The following is an 18,095-nucleotide window of genomic DNA, read 5'->3' as shown; positions in this document are numbered from 1 at the left end:
GCGCAGTATAGCGACAGGCCCCAGACCGGCAAAGCGCTCGCGGTGCCCGATGGTCACTGAAAGTGGGTAGAATGCGGTTTTTTTCCAGTTGCGGGGGTGCGCGTTGCGCGAAATCGTCCTGATTAACATCACGGGAGTCGACCGTCCGGGTCTGACGGCGGCCATCACCGGTGTTCTGGCACAAGGTGGTGTGAACATTCTCGACATCGGTCAGGCGGTGATCCACGACACCCTGTCGTTCGGCATCCTGGTTGAAATTCCCGATTCCGAGCAAGGCAAATCGGTGCTCAAGGACATCCTGTTCAAAGGCTACGAACTGGATCAGCAAGTGCGCTTCACCCCGGTGTCCGAAGAGGACTACCAGCAATGGGTGGGCAATCAGGGCAAGAAGCGCCACATCGTTACCCTGCTGACGCGCAAGGTCACCGCCGGCCAGTTGCAGGCGGTCAGCGCGATCACCGCCAAATATGGCCTGAACATCGACCATATCGACCGTCTGTCGGGGCGCATGCCGCTGGACACACCGGCCGACAAGGGCAAGGGTTGCATCGAGTTTTCCGTGCGCGGCGAAGCTGCCGATCCGCAGGCGCTGCGCGCCGAATTCCTCAGCGTTGCCCAGGAATTGAACGTCGATATCGCCTTTCAGGAAGATTCGCTGTTCCGTCGCAACCGACGTCTGGCCGTGTTCGACATGGACTCGACGCTGATCGAAGCGGAAGTCATCGATGAGCTGGCCAAGGCGGCCGGCGTGGGTGATCGAGTGTCCGAAATCACCGAGCGCGCCATGGCCGGCGAACTGGATTTCCGCGCCAGCTTCAAGGAGCGTCTGGCGCTGCTCAAGGGCCTCGACGTCAGCGTGCTCGACTCGATCGGCGCCTCGCTGCGCCTGACCGAAGGCGCCGAAACCCTGTTCGCCGAACTCAAGCGGCTCGGCTACAAAACCGCCATCCTGTCCGGCGGCTTCACTTATTTCGCCAAGCAACTGCAGGCCAGGCTTGGCATCGATTACGTGTTTGCCAACGAGTTGGAAGTGGTCGACGGCAAGTGCACCGGCGTGGCGATCGAGCCGATTGTCGATGCGCAGCGCAAGGCTGACTTGCTCAAGGAACTGGCGCACAAGGAAGGTCTGCGTCTGGAGCAGACCATTGCCGTCGGCGACGGCGCCAACGACTTGCCGATGCTGGCGATTGCCGGGCTGGGCGTGGCGTTCCGCGCCAAACCGCTGGTCAAACAGTCGGCGAAGCAGGCGATCTCAACGCTGGGGCTGGATGGTGTGTTGTATCTGCTGGGTTTCCGCGATCGTGACGGGCAGTTGTAACTGACAAAGCACAAAGATCGCAGCCTTCGGCAGCTCCTACAGGGAAATGCATTCCAAATGTAGGAGCTGCCGAAGGCTGCGATCTTTCGCTTCAAAGCGAATTCCACAACGAATCAAAATCCTCCTCACCCCCGCCATTCTGCGCAGGATCCAGCGAGCGATAGGCGAACTGGTTGAAGCTGTGCGTACTCGCCACCCGCCGATCCAGCCCGGCGCGGTGTTCTTCGCCCTGTGTATTGATCAACACCTTGTTGCCTTCCTGAAAGGGCAGGCGCGGCGCAAGCACGGTGGCCGGCACATCGATCGCACTGATTTCCGGCAACAGCAAACCGCGCAAATACTGGCTGTGATCATCTTTCGTTCGCACCAGTTGCAAGCCGCACGGCTGCGCGTGTGGCGCTACCAGTTCAATGCCCATCTGCGTGCCGCTGCCGCGCACCTGGCGGATCCAGCGAATCACCGCAATGCTCCAGCCTTTGCCCTCGCTGTCCTGAATCCCGAGCATTTCCCCGGCCTGCAACTCCGCCGGTACTTCGCTGGGCCAGGCCAGGCAATAACCGCCAGGACTATGGTTGATCACCGGCAAGGCGTAAGTCGGATAGTTCGGCGCGTTGCCGGGGCCTTCCTCTTCGCTCAACTGGTCGTACTGGATTTCCTCGTACGGCAACAGCTCATCGTTACTTTGCGGGGCAGCGTCGAACGCCTGACTCCAGCTGTCCTTTTCGCCGCTGGCCACGACGCTGCTGAAGTTTGCCGCGCGGGCACCGGGATGTTTGAGCAATTCGCTGAAAGTGCGCTCGCCGCCGAGGTAGAAGTGCAGGGCGCTCATGCCAACGCACACGGTCAGCGTGCCCTGGCCGGCGATGCGTTGAAAGCTGCGTTCGGCCGCTTGGCCCCAAGTAGCGTGCAGATGTTGCAGGGTGTCGACGCTGAGGCCGGCGGAAACGGGCAGTGGGGTCGAGGTGGACTCGTGCAGCAGGTGCGTTTCGAGCTGTTTGACCAGCGGTTGCGGATCGAAGCCCAGCAGCCCGCTCTGTTGTTCGCTGCGAAACATCTTGCGGTAGCGCGGGCCGACATCGAGTTCCGGGCTGATGGCGAACAAACCGTCGTCGGCGCTGCCGGGATGCAGTTTGAGCAGGGCGCTCCACGGCTCGATCACCTCGGCCAGCCGGACAATCTGGCTCTGGCGCAATTGATTGCAACGGGCGCTGCCCAATAGCAGTGCGGCGATGTAGGTCTGTTCTACGCTCAGTTCGCTGGTCAAAAAGGCCAGATCATCGCGCAGCCGCCGTTGTTGCAGTTGCAATTGCGCAGCGCTGCGATACAGCTGATGCAATTCGAACCACGCGTGTTCCGGCGGTGAACTGTACAGCTGCGTGGCGCGCACCAGTTGCGCCTTGAGGGCATGCGCGGCGCGTTGCAAGGCGGTACTGACCAACGTCGCCCGATCCTTGCTGTATTTGGGCAGGATGCGCAGAACGATCTGTTTATAGCCGATTGCCAACTGACCTTGCAGCGCCTGACACAGGTTGCTGACTTTGCGCGAGCGCTCGTCGAGCATGATCGCTTGATGCAGAAAGTGCCGTTCCAGATGCTGGCAGACGAAATACACCTCGGGCCGCAGCAACTCCAACAATTGCAGGCGATTGTCGCTGGGGGTGAGCAACAGGTTCAGTTCGCCGAGGCCTTGATAGAGCAGGCGGGCGGTTTCGCCGATGTTGGCCTTGGGCAGGCCGGCGATCCAGCGCTTGAGATCACGCGGGCTGGCGTCGCAGAACGACAGGCGCGTTTGCGTGGGAGTCGGAGCGCGCAGCTTGGGAGAAAAGTTGGTCTGGCTCATGAGCCAAACCATAGCAGCAAATGCCGCGGTGTGCGGAAGCAGCCTCGGCTGCTTCCGCGAACAGGGTCACGCTTTTGGCAGTGCCAGGCCTTGGCCCATCTGCACTGGCGAACCGGCCACCAGTTCTTCAGCCCACTTCACCTGATCCGGGCCAAACAGCACGATTGCCGTCGAACCGAGCTTGAAGCGTCCCAGTTCCGCGCCTTTTTCCAGATGAATCGGTGCGCGTGCGGCTTCGTCGTAGCGGAAGGTTTTCAACTCGCGCTTCGGCGGAGTAACCAGACCGGCCCACACGGTTTCAATCGAAGCGACAATCATCGCGCCGACCAGCACCACGGCCATCGGCCCGCGTTCGGTGTCGAAAATGCACGCCACGCGCTCGTTGCGGGCGAACAGCTCCGGGACGTTTTCGGCAGTAGTCTGGTTCACCGAGAAAATGCGGCCCGGGATGTAGACCATTTCGCGCAGGGTGCCGGCCAGAGGCATGTGCACGCGGTGGTAGTCCTTCGGCGACAGGTAGATCGTGGCGAAATCGCCGCCCATGAATGGCGCTGCGTTGGCCGCATCACCGCCGAGCAATTCGAGCACGCTGAAACTGTGGCCCTTGGCCTGGAACACGCGACCGTGCTCGATCGGGCCGAGCTGACTCACCGCACCGTCGGCCGGGCTGAGGATCGCGCCCGGAGTTTCGTCCAGTGGACGCGCGCCGTCTTTCAACGCACGCGTGAAGAATGCGTTGAAGTGCTCGTAAGCGGTCAGGTCTTCGACCAGTGCTTGCGACATGTCCACTTGATAACGCTTGGCGAACCATTGGGTGAAGGCATTCTTGAACCAGCGCACGCGGCATTCGGCGATGCAGCCGGCCAGGCGCGACAGCAGGTGATGCGGCAGCAGGTACTGGCTGAGGATAAACAGACGCTCTTTCATTAGTTGTCCTTAAAACCTTGAATCTCGACTGGCGTATCAGGGTGGTTGCCCCATTCGCCCCAGGAACCGGCGTAGCCCTTGACCCGCGGATAACCGAGGGCTTTGGCCACCAGATAAGTGAAGCCCGACCGGTGATGGGTCTGGCAATGGGTAATGATTTCCTTGTCCTTGGTGATCCCGAGGTTTTCGAGGATCTGCGGCATGTCGCTGCGGATACGCAACTGACGAGTCTGGTCCATGCCGGCGGTCCATTCGAAATTGACCGCGCCGGGGATGTGTCCGCCCTTGGCGGCGAGGACTTTCTCGCCGGAATATTCCAGCGGCCCACGCGCGTCCCAGATCGCCAGATCGGCGGCGCCGAGACGGCTTTGCAGGTATTCGCGGGTGGCGGTCGGTTCATCGTGCAGGGTCAGCGAGACCGGGCCACCGACGGCGGCCGGCACCTGAATCGACATCGGCATACCGTCCGCCAGCCAGGCCGGCAGACCACCGTCTATATAGTGGTACTTGTCGTGGCCAATGACATCGAGCAGCCAGATGAAGCGCCCGGCCCAGCCACCGCCCTCATCGTCATACACGACGTATACCGAGTCTTTGCGATGGCCGAGCTCACCAAACAACGCTTCCAGATCGGCCTTCGCCGGCATCAGCCCGGGCGCCGGTGGCTGGCCGAGCTGGGTGCGTTTCGGGTCGACAAAACGTGCGCCGGGCAAGTGACCTTCGGCATACCGGGCAGGGCTGGTCAGGTCCACCAGAATCAGTTCCGGGGACTCCAGACGCGGCAGCAGGTCGCTCGGCTCGATGACAAGCGGCAAGCCAGAGAAGTCAGACATGTGAGGTCTCCAGAGCACAAAGGGGAGGATTGTAGCGCAGGCTCATTGGCCGCGGCTGCTAAAGCTGTGCAGGGCTTTTTCGATGCACTGCGCGGTTTTGCCGAAGGCTTGTACGGTGATGTCGGCGAACGGCCCGCCGCCCTGATCGGCAACTACGATCATGATCACCCGGCCGTTGTTGACCAGCGAACGCAGGAACAGATGCTCACCGCGAAACAACGTGCGCAGGCTCGCTGGCAATAAGGCAGAGAATTGCCCGTTGTTCTCCGGCGTGATCCGCACCTGCGCCTGCTGAGCGAGCAGACGTTGCAGGACTTTGCTCTGGCCGACGGCAAAACTCAGCGCCGCCGCATCCTTCGGCAAACCGGCGGTCTGGTGCACGCGCAGGGTCGAGTGCGTGCGGTCGGCCATCAGAATCATCACCCGACGCATGCCGCTCGCCACCAGTGCCTCGCGGGCGGCGACGGTCAGGCTCATGGCATTGGTGAAGCGGCTGGGCTCGGCGAGCAGTTCGGCGCATTGCCGACGCCATTGGCCCAGATCATCTGCATTCGGCGCTGCGGCCGGGAGCATGCCGGCCGGCAAGCGACGAGTGCCCCACGGCCAGATCAGCGAAACCGCCGGGTGCCACAAATCAGGCATCGCATGCTGACGCGCGCTGTTCGCCGCTTGCTGGTGCAGCTGTTGCTGCACTTCGTCCATGGAAATCTGCAGATACAGGCTGGTCAGGTACTGCCAGCGCTTGCTGTGCGGACTGTCCCAAGCCTGTTGCGCCGACAGCGCCAGGCCGTTGGCCAGCAGCACGGTATTGGCGGGTTGATTGAGCCAGCGGCGCAATGTTGGGTCTTCGTCGAGGCGATTCTGCTGGCGCAGCGGGTGCTCGCTGTCACGGGCGATGCGCAGCACTTTGACCAGTTCGCGTTGTTCGCTGAGCAGCAACTTGTAGCCTTGCTCGACCCAGATCGGCAGATGCCAGGCCTGGACCAGTGCCTCGGCAATCTTCAACAGGCGCACGCCGAACAATTGCTTTTCAACCACACGTGCCGACTCGCCCTTGTGAATCACCCGCAGTTCCCACTCCTCAAGCAACTGCGGATAGGTCAGTGCCAATGGCCATAGCGGCGACAAAAACAGCAGGCTGCCCCAGTGGATGTCCTGCCACAGCCGCGCCAGACGACTGGCAAAAAAGCCGTTGGCCTGTTGTGTCGCGTGTTGGCTGATCAGTTGCAATTGGCGCAAAGCCTTGGGGATCTGCCGGTGCGGTTCGGCCGGCAGGCGCGCGAGCAATTCTTCGGTGCGCGCAAGGCCCAGGCGATTGATTGCCACCTCCAGATTTTCCGCTGGCGCGGCCATGGTGCCGTGGGTGTGACGATTCGCCTCACGGATGATGCTCAAGGCCAGCGCCGGGCTGTCCTGCATCAACTCGGCGATGTCGCGCAGCGAGCTGCGATTGTCGCGGATCGCCCGGCAGACTTTGTCGTGAGCCTCTTGTGGCACGGGCAGGGGGACGCTGTCGAGCAGCTTGACCCAAGCCTGGAGGGTGCTCGGTTTTACCGCTGGAATGTTCGTTTCATTAGCCATGTCTGGACGAGATCTTCACTGACTGTAGACGCGCCCGGCATGGGCTAAATTGGCTTTTCGCCTGAACTGGCTATAGTCTGGCGCAGTTTTGCCGATAAGTAGAAGAAGAGATTTTTTAACTTCCGAATATGACCTTGAACCCGACTTAAACAAGTACCTTCTACCTATGGCTAAAATTATCGGCATCATCGTCGTATTCGCGAGCGTGCTCGGCGGATACGTGCTCTCCCACGGCAAGATTGCCGCCCTGATCCAGCCTTTCGAGGTGATGATCATCGGCGGTGCGGCCCTCGGCGCGTTCCTCCAGGCCAACCCCGGTTACATGACGATGCACGTGCTCAAGAAATCCCTGAGCATGTTCGGTTCGCGTTTCACCCACACCTTCTATCTGGAAGTGCTCGGGCTGATCTACGAGATCCTCAACAAGAGCCGCCGCGAAGGCATGATGGCCATCGAAGGCGACATCGAAGATGCCGCCGCGAGTCCGATCTTCGCCAAGTACCCGGCGGTGCTCAAGGATGAACGCATGACCGCGTTCGTCTGCGATTATCTGCGCATCATGTCTTCCGGCAACATGGCTCCGCACGAACTGGAAGGCCTGTTCGACATGGAGCTGTACAGCCTCAAGGAAGACCTCGAGCACCCATCGCACGCAGTCAACGGCATCGCCGACGGCATGCCCGGTTTCGGTATCGTTGCGGCGGTACTCGGTATCGTGGTGACCATGGCTTCGTTGGGCGAGGGCGACCAGGCGTCGATCGGTCTGCACGTGGGTGCGGCACTGGTCGGTACCTTCTTCGGTATTCTCGCGGCGTACGGTTTCTTCGGTCCGCTGGCGCATTCCCTGGCCCACGATGCCAAGGAAGAGCTCAACGTCTACGAAGCCATCAAGGCCTCGCTGGTGGCTTCGGCGTCCGGCATGCCGCCGTCGCTGGCGGTCGAGTTCGGGCGCAAGGTTCTGTACCCGGCGCACCGTCCAAGCTTCGCCGAGTTGGAACAAGCGGTTCGCGGTCGTTAAGAAATGGAAAATAATCAGCCGATCATCGTCAAGCGCGTCAAGCGCATTGCCGCCGGGCACCACGGCGGGGCATGGAAAATCGCCTTCGCCGACTTCGCCACGGCGATGATGGCGTTCTTCCTGGTGCTGTGGCTGCTGTCCACCGCTACGCCGGAACAGAAGATCGCCATCGCCGGTTATTTCAAGGACCCGGTCGGCTTCTCCGAAAGCGGCACGCCGTACATCATCGACCTCGGCGGTACGCCGACCCTGGCGCCGGAAAACACCCTCAACCCGGAAGTGAAGTCGCAGCCGCAACCGGACAAGGTCACGGTCGACACCGATCAGGTTGAAGGCATGGCCGAGCAGGTCGAGAAGGAGCGTCTCGAACTGCTCCTGCAAGAACTGCAGAACAAGGTCGACGAGAACCCGCAACTGCAGAAGTTCAAGGATCAGATCCTTTTCGAAATCACGCCGAACGGCTTGCGCATCCAGATCATGGACGCCGAGAACCGGCCGATGTTCGACTCCGGATCCGCACGCCTGAAGCCGTACTTCGAAGACATCCTGCTGGCCATGGCCGACACCATCAAAGCGGTGCCGAACAAGATCAGCATCAGCGGCCACACCGACGCCAAGCCGTACATCGGCACTGGCGACTACGGCAACTGGGAACTCTCGGCCAACCGTGCCAACGCCGCGCGTCGCGCATTGGTCGCGGGCAGCTATCCGGATGCGCAGGTGGCGCGGGTGGTCGGTTATGCCTCGTCGGCGTTGTTTGATCGGGAAAATCCGTTCAACCCGGTCAACCGCCGCATCGATATTGTCGTGCTGACGAAGAAAGCCCAGGCCGCCATCGAAGGTGCGCAGGGGCCTGAGGCGGCGAAACCGGCGGATGAAGGTCAGAACGGTGCTGCTCCGGCAGCCCCGGTTGATCCGAATGCGCTGCCGGCGGACAAACAGCCAGTGCCGGCTCACGAGTTGCGCGAGCGGTTGAATCTGTTTGACGATGCGGCGCCGAAACCGGCTGAGCCGGGTGGGGCGGCGCCAGCGCCGAAGCAGTAAGTGAAAAAAAGCCGACAGTGATGTCGGCTTTTTTGTGGCTATCGCTTCATGCCCCCAACCATTTCGTAGCGTTACTAAAATAATCGGGGACAGGCCGGCACAGTCTCAGAATCCCCGACGAATCCGATTCTTCAACTGTTCATGAAACATCTCTGCATCGCGCTTGTACGCCCCTTTCACCGAGTCGCTGAACGAATCCAGGGTTATCGACCGCTTGTTCGACACCTCATCCCGATACGCATCGATAAAGAAATCCAGGTCGCTGGCCGTGCTCAGCTTCGGCCACTTGTCCAGATAGATCGGCAGTTGTGCCGGCCCGGTCTTGAACGTACAGATCCGCCGGTTGCTGATCGTCGCCTCGCCAATCTCGAACGGCACCCACCACGACAGTGCAGTCTTCTCCGATACCACCGCCAGCAGATGCGTGCACTCGGTGATGTTGCGGGTAATGACCCCGGTGATGTCGTCGGTGGTCTGCGATTCCGGGTCCAGCACGTCGAGGTAAGTCCTGATCTTCGCTTGGGTCAGACGGGTGTTGATGGCGATCGCATGAGTGCGATCCACATGGCGGTAGCTGATAAAGACTGGCATCAGAAATGTCCTTTGAGGGCGAGTTCGCGGTAATAGGCACCGAGTGCCGTCAGGCGGCAGCCGGTGGAGTGAATGGCGGCGTAGTACATGTGCTCGGCGTCGACCGGTTCGATCAGGCTGTGGCGGTTGCACTTTTGCAATTGGGCGAAGATCTCGCCGTGCTCCGGTATGAACGCCATTTCGGTGGGTTCGTAGCTGGGGTCGAGCGGGAAGACCGATTCGGCTTCGGCGAACCAGTCCGGCAATTTGCGCAGGATCTCCTTGGGAATCAGCGGCGAGACTTCGCGCAGGGAAATGAACTGCGACACATTGGTCTTGAACACCGGACGCTGCTCCCACGGGCCGAGCGCGTTGTCGACGAAGGAGTACAGGCTGCCGGGGGTGATTTTGCCGAGGATATTCGCCGCGCCGCCATGCAGCGCTTGCAGCAGCAGGCCGGTGAACACGCCGTGCTGCGCGCCCTCCAGTGCCGGCTCGGCTTTTTTGCAGGCGGTGAGGATGGTCATGCCTTCGCTGACCATGCTGCTCTCGCTGCGCAAGGCGCGCACTTCGCCGGCCGAACCGCTTTCGCAGCAGTCGAGGATGATCATTTTGTTTTTGATCCGCGTGGCTTTGTCCGCCCAGTTGAGAATGTCGCTGATGCGGATGCCGTCCTTGGCGTTGCGGTAGTCCTGCGGTATCAGCATGCCTTCGTCAGTGTCGGCATCGAAACCGCCATGACCGGCGAAATACAGCAGAGCGACGTTGCAGTCGCCGGAAAACAACTCGCGGATCTGGTCTTCGAGTTTTTCTCGGCTCAGGTAATCCTCGGCAGACGTCAGTACGACATTTTTGAAGTTGGGGTCGCCGTTGGCGTTGCTTTTCAATACCGAAGCCATGGCCATGGCGTCGTTGCAGCAACCGCTGAGCCCGCCGATATGCGTGTAATCGTTGATGCCGATGAACAATGCCTTGCGCATGGTCACACCGCCTTGTGCAGGCGGATCGCGCCGGGGATTCTGTGGGTATTGCACGGGCGGGCGTCGCGAGACGAATGGATGATGAACAAAAGACAGGTTGGCATGGCTTTCCTCGATGGTCGCTGTGAGCGAAGGAGGAAAGAAATGTAGGCCGCTGGCTCAGGCCTACAAGATCTGCGCGGCAAAACAGAAAGGTCCTGCAAGCAGTCGTGCAAGTGCCTACAGAAGAAGCTGACGTTTAAGAGGAGAGAGGTGAGTCAGATGCAGTCCGACGACCGGCAGCCCATCGCGCAGGGCCGCCGGCGTGACTGTTTAATAGCCGTTTTCAGGCAGGCTGGCGATGATCGAGCGATAGCTGTTCATCCGCTGCTGCTGGATGCGTCCGTCTTCGAGTGCCTTGAGCAGCGCACAACCCGGTTCGCGATCGTGCTTGCAGTCACGGAAACGGCAGGTGCCAAGCAGGTCGTCGAACTCGATGAAACCGGCTTCGACGTCGGCGCGGCTGACATGGCCCAGACCGAATTCGCGGATGCCCGGGGAGTCGATCAGTTCGCCGCCGCCAGGGAAGTGGAACAGGCGCGCGGTGGTGGTGGTGTGCGTGCCCTGACCGGATAGCTCGGACAACGGCCCGACGCGGGTTTCGACTTCCGGCAGCAGGCTGTTGACCAGCGACGACTTGCCGACGCCGGACTGACCAACGAATACGCTGATGCGCCCGTCGAGCTGCTTTTGCAGTTGCTCCATGCCGTCGCCGTGGTGCGCCGAGACTTCCAGCACCGGATAACCCAGCGTGCGATACACCGCCAGCAACGCGTTCAGCGCCGGGGCGTTCTGCTCGTCGATCAGGTCGAATTTGTTCAGCAGCAGCAGAGGGCGGATGCCGGCATGTTCGGCGGCGACCAGATAGCGGTCGATCAGGTTGGCGTGAGGCTCGGGCAGCGGCGCGAAAACGATGACGATCATGTCGACGTTGGCGGCAACCGGCTTGAGCTGGCCACGGCTGTCGGGGCGGCACAGTTCGGTGCTGCGCGGCAGTTGCGCGACGATCACGCCAATGCCCTGGTTGCCGGCGCGCCAGACCACTTTGTCGCCGGTGACCAGCGCTGGCAGGTTGGCGCGCAAGTGGCAGCGGAACACTTGGCCGGCGAGTTCGCCGTCAACGGCTTCGACTTCGACCTGCACACCGAAGTGGGCGATCACCAGGCCATGTTGCTCAGGGCCGAGATCGCCGCCCTCGAGGGCTTCGACCGCCGAGGACTCGCGTTTGGCGGCGCGTGCGGCGCGCTCGCCCTGAATCTTTTCGATGCGCCAGTTTTGACGACGATTGAGTTGGCGTTTGGCCATGGGTGTTCCGTCTGAAGAATGCAGCGATTAGGTAAAACGGCCGCGAGTTTAGCACGCCCGGCCACCGGCCTAGGCTAAACTGCGCAGCATTGCCTAGGAGCCCGAATATGCAAAACCCGCAGAACCTGATCTGGATCGACCTGGAAATGACCGGTCTGGACCCGGACAACGACGTCATCATCGAAATGGCCACCATCGTCACCGACAGTGAACTGAACACATTGGCCGAAGGCCCGGTGATCGCCATCCATCACAGCGACGAAGTGCTCGCGCGCATGGACGAATGGAACACCCGCACCCACGGCAATTCCGGCCTGACCCAGCGTGTACGCGACAGCCGCATCAGCATGGCTGAGGCGGAAGCTGAGACCATCGCCTTCCTGGAAAAGTGGGTGCCGAAGGGCAAATCGCCGATCTGCGGCAACAGCATCTGCCAGGATCGTCGCTTCCTTTATACCCACATGAAGGCGCTGGAAAGCTACTTCCACTACCGCAACCTCGACGTCTCGACGCTCAAGGAACTGGCCGCGCGCTGGGCTCCGGACGTGCGCGACAGCTTCAAGAAGGGCAGCACGCATCTGGCGCTGGACGACATCCGCGAATCGATCGCCGAGTTGCAGCATTACCGCAAGCACTTCATCAAGTTCTGAGGGAGCGTCTTTCCGCCTTCGCGAGCCTGCTCGCGAAAGGCGCGCCCTCTTCTGGTGCGGCGCTGAAATGGCTAGACTGCGCGCCTTCCTGCCTGGACTGCCACCATGTTGCTGATGCTCTATCTGATCGCCATCACCGCCGAAGCCATGACTGGCGCGCTGTCCGCCGGCCGACGTGGCATGGACTGGTTCGGCGTGGTGCTGATCGCCTGCATCACCGCGCTCGGTGGCGGTTCGGTGCGCGACGTGTTGCTTGGGCATTACCCGCTGACCTGGGTCAAACATCCGGAATATCTGGTGCTGACCTCGGTGGCAGCGATGTTCACCGTATTCGCTGCGCGCTGGATGCGCCACCTGCGCTCGCTGTTTCTGGTGCTCGATGCAGTTGGACTGGTGGCATTTACTTTGATCGGTTGCATGACGGCGCTGGAAATGGGTCACGGCATGTTGGTGGCTTCCGTCAGCGGAGTCATCACCGGCGTTTTTGGCGGTATTCTTCGCGATATCTTCTGCAACGATATTCCCTTGATCTTTCGCCGCGAACTTTACGCCAGCGTCTCATTTGCTGCGGCGTGGTGCTACATGTTGTGTCTTTATCTCAATGTGCCGGGTGAACAAGCCATTCTGATCACGTTGTTTGGCGGATTCTTGCTGCGTCTGCTGGCCATTCGTTTTCATTGGGAAATGCCGAAGTTCGTTTATAACGACGAACACTGATCGATCATGCGTCATTGCCATTGAAGCTGATTAATAGCTAATGAGTTATTTGTGAATGGCGTGCGCATATTTCTTACATTTTTCACTTTGATCTTTGCTTGATGGGTATGTAGTTTTTTCGCTGACATATTTCCGATGTCAGTATCAAATTACATTCTCAAAAAGGAGCTGCATTATGAGTGAAAGCATGGATGTTACAGACAATCAAAATGACAATCCGCCCACCCTGGCGGGACTGTCCAAATTACAAGTCAAGTTTGATGCCGGTAATAATACTCAAAGCAGGGCACTTGTCGCTAATGGCCGAATGCAGGTCAAAGTTCAAGTACTCGTTGCCGGAGTGGACGCCGACGGCAACGCAATGCATGTACCCGCAGATGTAATGGAAAGCATCCAGCTTATTCATTACGCGACCGGCAAGACCTTGCGCGATGGCTGGGTCGCGAGCGCAGTCCAAGGGCGGTTTACGCGTGAGGCACGTCCTGCACCTGACGCCGAAGACAGGCACGACGATGATCTTGAGAATGACAGCGTTCATCCACAGGTTCGTACGTTCTGGGTTTCCTCATCGAGCGCCGGAACGACTGAGATCGGTGCGCGCCTGTCCGTGAACGGGGAGACGATCCTCAGTAACGGAACCACGCCTGCCAGTGTTCATTACAGCAGCGTGACTGTAGAAGCGGAAACGCCTTCGACATATGGCGTAGACGGAGTATTTCGCTTGTACCAGACCAGGATTGGTAATGAGTCGCCCGGCAACCGTATCTGGAAGTACCATTTGGGACTGTACCCGGGTGGGAAGCAGATCCGGCTGGTCGACTGGATTGCAGAGGGGGCAGAAGAGGGCAAGGATTACGATTTTGCGGGTGGTAACAGGCTTAACGAAATAAAAACAAATTACATGGAATGCATTTTTGTGCGTCCCGAAAACTCCAGTGTAGTCGTCTCTTTGCCTGACAGGGGTGATCCGTTTGCATACACTTTTACCAGTGATGCGCAAACATGGAACTCGAAGCATTATCACGTAAATACTCAAAGCGACGGGGAGTTGACCATCGTCCAGGCTCTATCTGAATACTCGAAAAGCACCGGGCCACAAAAATATGGCGGCGTCCTCCACTTCATCGCGATCGATGAATATGGTACTGAGCATAAACTGGCAATCCGCGTGAATTTTCGCGAGCGTAATTTATATCTTCAACGAGGCTGAGTTCGTTCACTGATGCAATGTCGGTGAATGTAGTAGATGTATATGCGTTTGGCATTTCGACTGCAGTTAAACTGCCATGTCGATGATCAGGCATATGCACGAAAGTGCTTTTCTGATGACTCGCGTTGGCCCTGCAGCTCTGTGTGGCCAGCGCACCCCCTCTCAAGGATGAGCGATCATGACTGGCAAACCGCCGAAGATCAAACCTGTATCTGTCCCAACCAAACCCTCCGATTCCAGCATTGATGTCTCCCACCGACCGTTGTCCTCGTCTTCGACAGTGGCGCATTTGACTGTTGCACATCATCAGGAACCGCTGCATTCGCCCTCTTCATCAGATCCGCTGGCGATAACGCCTGGCTTCAATGTGAGCATGACCACGACGTATTCCACATTTGACGAATTCCCAAGGTTTTCCGCACAAGATTCCCTGGAAAGCTACTGGATACCCTCGCAAGAGGGTCTCGATGATTCCGTTGCACTGGGTATCAAAACCTTGAAGCATCGTCAGTATGTTGCCGTCGCTGATAACCACATCGTACAAGTGGTCCGAGATGCTGAGAGCGGTTTGCTTCGCGCCACACATGCCAGAGAACTGCATCCTTCCGGTCCGCTGTTGAGACCTGACAGCGAGGGCCGGTTGTGGCATCCGCTGGACGACCCTGAGTCGGCCAATCCGGTTGCAACTGTCTATTCCGAACAAAAACGCGCGGCAGAACTGCTTACCGGCGCGGAATATTCAATAGAAGATTTTTCTCCATTGATGATCAAACGCATGCTCGCAGTGAGCGGCGTAGACACAACGATAGTGCACAGGTCCGAGATTCATCCCACCTCGCTGGCATTGCTGCAGGACACAGCGAGACGTTTTGCCCTCGATCAAAAGATCCAGCTGTTCATCACCCAGGTGCAACATTCCGATCCCACCGTGCGTGCGCAGGCTGATTCACAACTGCAGGCTTTGTTGCCGCCACGGGCAGATGATCTGAGCGAGCGCGTTATCGAACAATCCAGCGCCTTGCTGTTTGAGCAGAGTGAGCGGGCGTTCGAACTCGATTGCGATGCCAACACATTGCAGATGCGACGGATCTTTCCCGATCTGCCCAAGACAATCGCTCAGGCGTTGTGGCGAGAGGCCAGTGCCGCCGACCATATGCATTTGCGCCTGCAGCCGGGAATGCCGAGGCACATGGCAGAAAAGACGCTGGTAGCGCTACGCGAGGTGCGTCTCGCCAGAGCGTGCGAAGGAATCTTTCTGGATTCGGTAGCCAGTCTGGACAGTGATCTGCTGGCATTGCAGATGATCGGGCAGCTTGATCTTTGGCCGCGACAGATTCGTATCGAGATTCGTCGGCAAGCGTCAGAGGGTGAGTTATTGAGTGCTATTGGCGATGCTCGGTCGTCAGTGCGTCACAAGTTTATTCGTCAGCATGAAGGCTACGTTATCCAACTCAGCGGCGTCCCGTCACCCCAAGGTCGGACGGATCTGTATGCCGCCGTCTGGCTCCTTTTACTGCCCGGGCAGCGCCAATTGCTCGGTGTAGCGCAGGGCGGTGGTGCGGCTCTGCGGCAGCTGGTACGTGCACAGCCATTGCCGTCGCGCCAACGCGTGAGCGAATTGCTGGGACTGGCACCGGTACAGGTAACGGCTGTTCCGGCCAGCGCCCAGCACGTGCAAGCGGGGCTGCGAGGGGGCGGCGATGTCAACCCGACGTCGACAAAGTCCGTTGAAGAGCGTGTCCGTGATCTTTATCCGCAGCTTGCCGAACAAGAACTAGCCATGTTCATTTCCGAGCGTCTGAAGTCGGACGCAGCCAGGGTCTTGACTCGCCTGGAGACAGAGTTGGCGACACTGCGCAATGAGTTGGCGATCTGGAGTGCCCAAGGATTGTCGACCCGCACGGATTCATCGCAGGGCGCACCGCAAATTGCAGAACAACGCCAGGCTCGCGAGCGGTTCAGCGCAAAGCTGCAAGATATCTGGCAACGCAAGTCGGTTTCGAGGTGGGGGGAGGGAGACGATCACTTTTCTTACTATGTCGATTTTTCTGGTGAGTTACCGAGATTGTCCACCAGATTCGAGTACGTCACAGAGTTGATCCTGACCGCAAATGAACCGGGCGCACGGATAGGTGCGTTTCTGGACAGTTTCCCCAATATTCAATTCTTGGGAGTCTTCGGCATTGACGTGGAGACATTTCCCTCAGGAATATTTCAAATGCGCCAGTTAAGCGAGCTTACGCTGGACGGCTGCTCGCTAAGACTGTCCGAGGTCGAAGTTGAAGGGTTATCCAGAATCGAAACACTTACCCGGTTGAATCTGGCAAACAACCCTCTGACGGTTGCTCCACATGTAGGCTACATGACAGGGTTAACCGGATTGATGCTGAGCAACGCAAATCTTGCCAGCATTCCTTCAGGTATAGATACCCTCAGGAAACTGGGTGTCGTCGCATTGCATGATAATAATATTGCCGACGTGGGGTATGAGTTGTTCGAGATTCCGGATACACAGAATCTCTTTGTCGGGTTGTCAAATAACCCGTTGAATGACGCATCGAGGCAGCGAATTAAGCAGTTTCTTGAAAACTCCAGTATGGATCGCAAGATGGAAATTCAGGTGGATGAGGAAGTTCCTCAGTTTGATTTCGATAGTGAGTCCTCTGAGAGCGGGTTCTCGACAGAGTCAGACAGTGGTTGAGTGTGGGCGAAAGTAACAGCTGCTTTATCGGTCTAACATATACTGAAAAGAATAAACCGCTCAGTGGCACCCCTCCTGATTCTGTTAGGTTTTGAAGTCAGGAGGGGAAGGAGTTGCAGCGTGCTGAAATCATGGGTTAGGAACAATGTTATGAGCTTTACATCATGAGGGATTGGGATTTTTGAATATATGAGGTTTTGTGTGAGTTAGTGATAAAGGTGTTAGGTTATTGCAGGCTTACAATTGGTTGAATGTTTCGGCTGTTTTAATTCAAGGCGAACCTCAATACTTTGCTGAGCCCTTAGGGGTAAAGTCTATTAATCCGCAAGGTATTGTGAAATGTTTGATGAGCAAGTAGGTATATCCCGTATCGAGGTAAAACTCGACGCCACGAATCATGGTCAGCACAAAGTGCTCTACGCCAACGGTCGCATGCAGGTGCGTGTGTTGGTGCTTCTTCACGGGATCGATAACAACGGCAACGGCGTATCGCTGCACGGACATCCCGCATTGCAGTCACTGCGGCTGATTGCCTATAACGGTGCTCGCCCATTGGAGGGAGACTGGAGTGTATCGATTCAGGAAAATCGTTACGCTCACGAAATGTCGGGTGGGGCAACGCGGCTGACAGAAGTCCCGCGGGTCATTGACAACCGGATCAGCAACGCCGCAGATCCGGTACAGATTTTACAGTTTTGGGTTTCGGCTTCCCGACCTGGAATCATGGAAGTGGCTGCCGAGATTTCCTTGAACGGCGCGGTATTGCGAAGTAATGGGGTTGGTTTCGACAGCAGTGTCACGCTGGAGGCGATTCTCCCGAAAAAATACACTCAGAACAGTTTCTCTCTTTATAAATACGGTACTTTCAGCGAAAGAGTGTACGAGGAACGCATTCAGTATTTTCATCTCGGGCTTCGTGCTGACGGTCGCCAGATAAACTTGCTTGACTGGTATAGCGCCGATATAAGACTTAATCCGTATGATGCTGAAGACGCGGTAATGGTGTACTCGTCGGGCACGATAAACCACTACAGTGGTGGCGGTAGGAGTTTTTATGGCTATCTCGCGCCAATCTATGGGCGATCGGCTTCGGTCAATACCCCTCTGGGTTTTATTACTTTCCCGATTAACGATGTGCCTGGTGTATTGACGCTGGTGCAGCGCACGACTCTACAGACAGAAGAGAAGCCGGCGACGAGAGGTGCGTTCGAACTCGCCGTGATTGATGAGTTCGGTACGGAACACTGGCTTGCTATCAAGGGTGATACAGAACAGCGGACTTTTATTCTGGGTGAGTCGAAACGCTCAACAAAACAATTTGCCTGATGTTATTTGTGACTCGGCGATTTTTCGTTGCCCAGC

At 58.2% G+C, this 18,095-nt stretch carries 15 protein-coding genes; 8 read left to right on the top strand and 7 right to left on the bottom strand.

Annotated elements, in window-relative coordinates; all coding sequences use genetic code 11:
* Positions 1–103: 103 nt before the first annotated feature.
* Positions 104–1,318, top strand: a complete 1,215-nt coding sequence (serB, locus tag AB4N47_RS20560; RefSeq protein WP_041477650.1) for a phosphoserine phosphatase SerB — start codon at positions 104–106, stop codon at positions 1,316–1,318.
* 91 nt (positions 1,319–1,409) lie between these two features.
* Here serB and AB4N47_RS20555 read toward each other — a convergent pair whose 3' ends face one another.
* The 4 genes from AB4N47_RS20555 to AB4N47_RS20540 form a co-directional block, all read right to left on the bottom strand.
* On the bottom strand, positions 1,410–3,158 hold the full coding sequence (locus AB4N47_RS20555) for a molecular chaperone (protein WP_341638471.1): 1,749 nt from the start codon (positions 3,156–3,158) through the stop codon (positions 1,410–1,412).
* Positions 3,159–3,224: 66 nt separating this feature from the next.
* Positions 3,225–4,085: an archaetidylserine decarboxylase gene (gene asd / locus AB4N47_RS20550; protein WP_024011354.1), complete on the bottom strand. Its 861-nt coding sequence runs from the start codon at positions 4,083–4,085 to the stop codon at positions 3,225–3,227.
* Positions 4,085–4,918 (bottom strand): thiosulfate sulfurtransferase, encoded by an 834-nt coding sequence (gene rhdA, locus AB4N47_RS20545; protein ID WP_341638472.1) that lies wholly within the window; start codon positions 4,916–4,918, stop codon positions 4,085–4,087. The genes asd and rhdA overlap by 1 nt, the downstream gene beginning before the upstream one ends.
* Positions 4,919–4,960: 42 nt before the next feature.
* On the bottom strand, positions 4,961–6,499 hold the full coding sequence (locus AB4N47_RS20540) for an HDOD domain-containing protein (RefSeq protein WP_341638473.1): 1,539 nt from the start codon (positions 6,497–6,499) through the stop codon (positions 4,961–4,963).
* Between the two features lie 166 nt (positions 6,500–6,665).
* Here AB4N47_RS20540 and motA point away from each other — a divergent pair, with 166 nt between their 5' ends.
* Together motA and motB are read left to right on the top strand one after the other, a co-directional pair.
* Positions 6,666–7,517 (top strand): flagellar motor stator protein MotA, encoded by an 852-nt coding sequence (gene motA, locus AB4N47_RS20535; protein ID WP_024011357.1) that lies wholly within the window; start codon positions 6,666–6,668, stop codon positions 7,515–7,517.
* 3 nt (positions 7,518–7,520) lie between these two features.
* On the top strand, positions 7,521–8,561 hold the full coding sequence (gene motB / locus AB4N47_RS20530) for a flagellar motor protein MotB (protein WP_341638474.1): 1,041 nt from the start codon (positions 7,521–7,523) through the stop codon (positions 8,559–8,561).
* A gap of 105 nt (positions 8,562–8,666) precedes the next feature.
* On the opposite strand, the gene AB4N47_RS20525 is transcribed toward motB, so the two are convergent.
* The 3 genes from AB4N47_RS20525 to rsgA form a co-directional block, all read right to left on the bottom strand.
* Positions 8,667–9,152 carry a toll/interleukin-1 receptor domain-containing protein gene (locus AB4N47_RS20525; protein ID WP_341638475.1) on the bottom strand — a complete coding sequence of 162 codons (486 nt, stop codon included), beginning with the start codon at positions 9,150–9,152 and terminating at the stop codon, positions 8,667–8,669.
* Positions 9,152–10,111 (bottom strand): caspase family protein, encoded by a 960-nt coding sequence (locus AB4N47_RS20520; protein ID WP_341638476.1) that lies wholly within the window; start codon positions 10,109–10,111, stop codon positions 9,152–9,154. The genes AB4N47_RS20525 and AB4N47_RS20520 overlap by 1 nt, the downstream gene beginning before the upstream one ends.
* A 312-nt stretch (positions 10,112–10,423) precedes the next feature.
* Complete coding sequence (rsgA, locus tag AB4N47_RS20515; protein ID WP_024011360.1) at positions 10,424–11,455, bottom strand: small ribosomal subunit biogenesis GTPase RsgA; 1,032 nt, start codon at positions 11,453–11,455, stop codon at positions 10,424–10,426.
* Between the two features lie 107 nt (positions 11,456–11,562).
* On the opposite strand from rsgA, the gene orn reads away from it, so the two are divergent.
* The 5 genes from orn to AB4N47_RS20490 all read left to right on the top strand — a co-directional run bounded on the left by orn (position 11,563) and on the right by AB4N47_RS20490 (position 18,059).
* Complete coding sequence (gene orn, locus AB4N47_RS20510; RefSeq protein WP_016771957.1) at positions 11,563–12,105, top strand: oligoribonuclease; 543 nt, start codon at positions 11,563–11,565, stop codon at positions 12,103–12,105.
* Between the two features lie 105 nt (positions 12,106–12,210).
* Entirely contained in the window at positions 12,211–12,822 is a 612-nt protein-coding gene (locus AB4N47_RS20505) for a trimeric intracellular cation channel family protein (protein ID WP_016771956.1), read from the top strand.
* A gap of 175 nt (positions 12,823–12,997) precedes the next feature.
* On the top strand, positions 12,998–14,032 hold the full coding sequence (locus AB4N47_RS20500) for a hypothetical protein (protein ID WP_341638477.1): 1,035 nt from the start codon (positions 12,998–13,000) through the stop codon (positions 14,030–14,032).
* A gap of 178 nt (positions 14,033–14,210) precedes the next feature.
* On the top strand, positions 14,211–16,733 hold the full coding sequence (locus tag AB4N47_RS20495) for a leucine-rich repeat domain-containing protein (protein WP_460154327.1): 2,523 nt from the start codon (positions 14,211–14,213) through the stop codon (positions 16,731–16,733).
* Positions 16,734–17,072: 339 nt separating this feature from the next.
* Positions 17,073–18,059, top strand: coding sequence for a hypothetical protein (locus AB4N47_RS20490; protein WP_460154326.1), 987 nt, complete (start codon positions 17,073–17,075; stop codon positions 18,057–18,059).
* Positions 18,060–18,095: the final 36 nt, after the last annotated feature.

Source organism: Pseudomonas sp. S3_G06, assembly GCF_054667565.1.
This window is presented reverse-complemented; position numbering and strand designations above follow the sequence as displayed.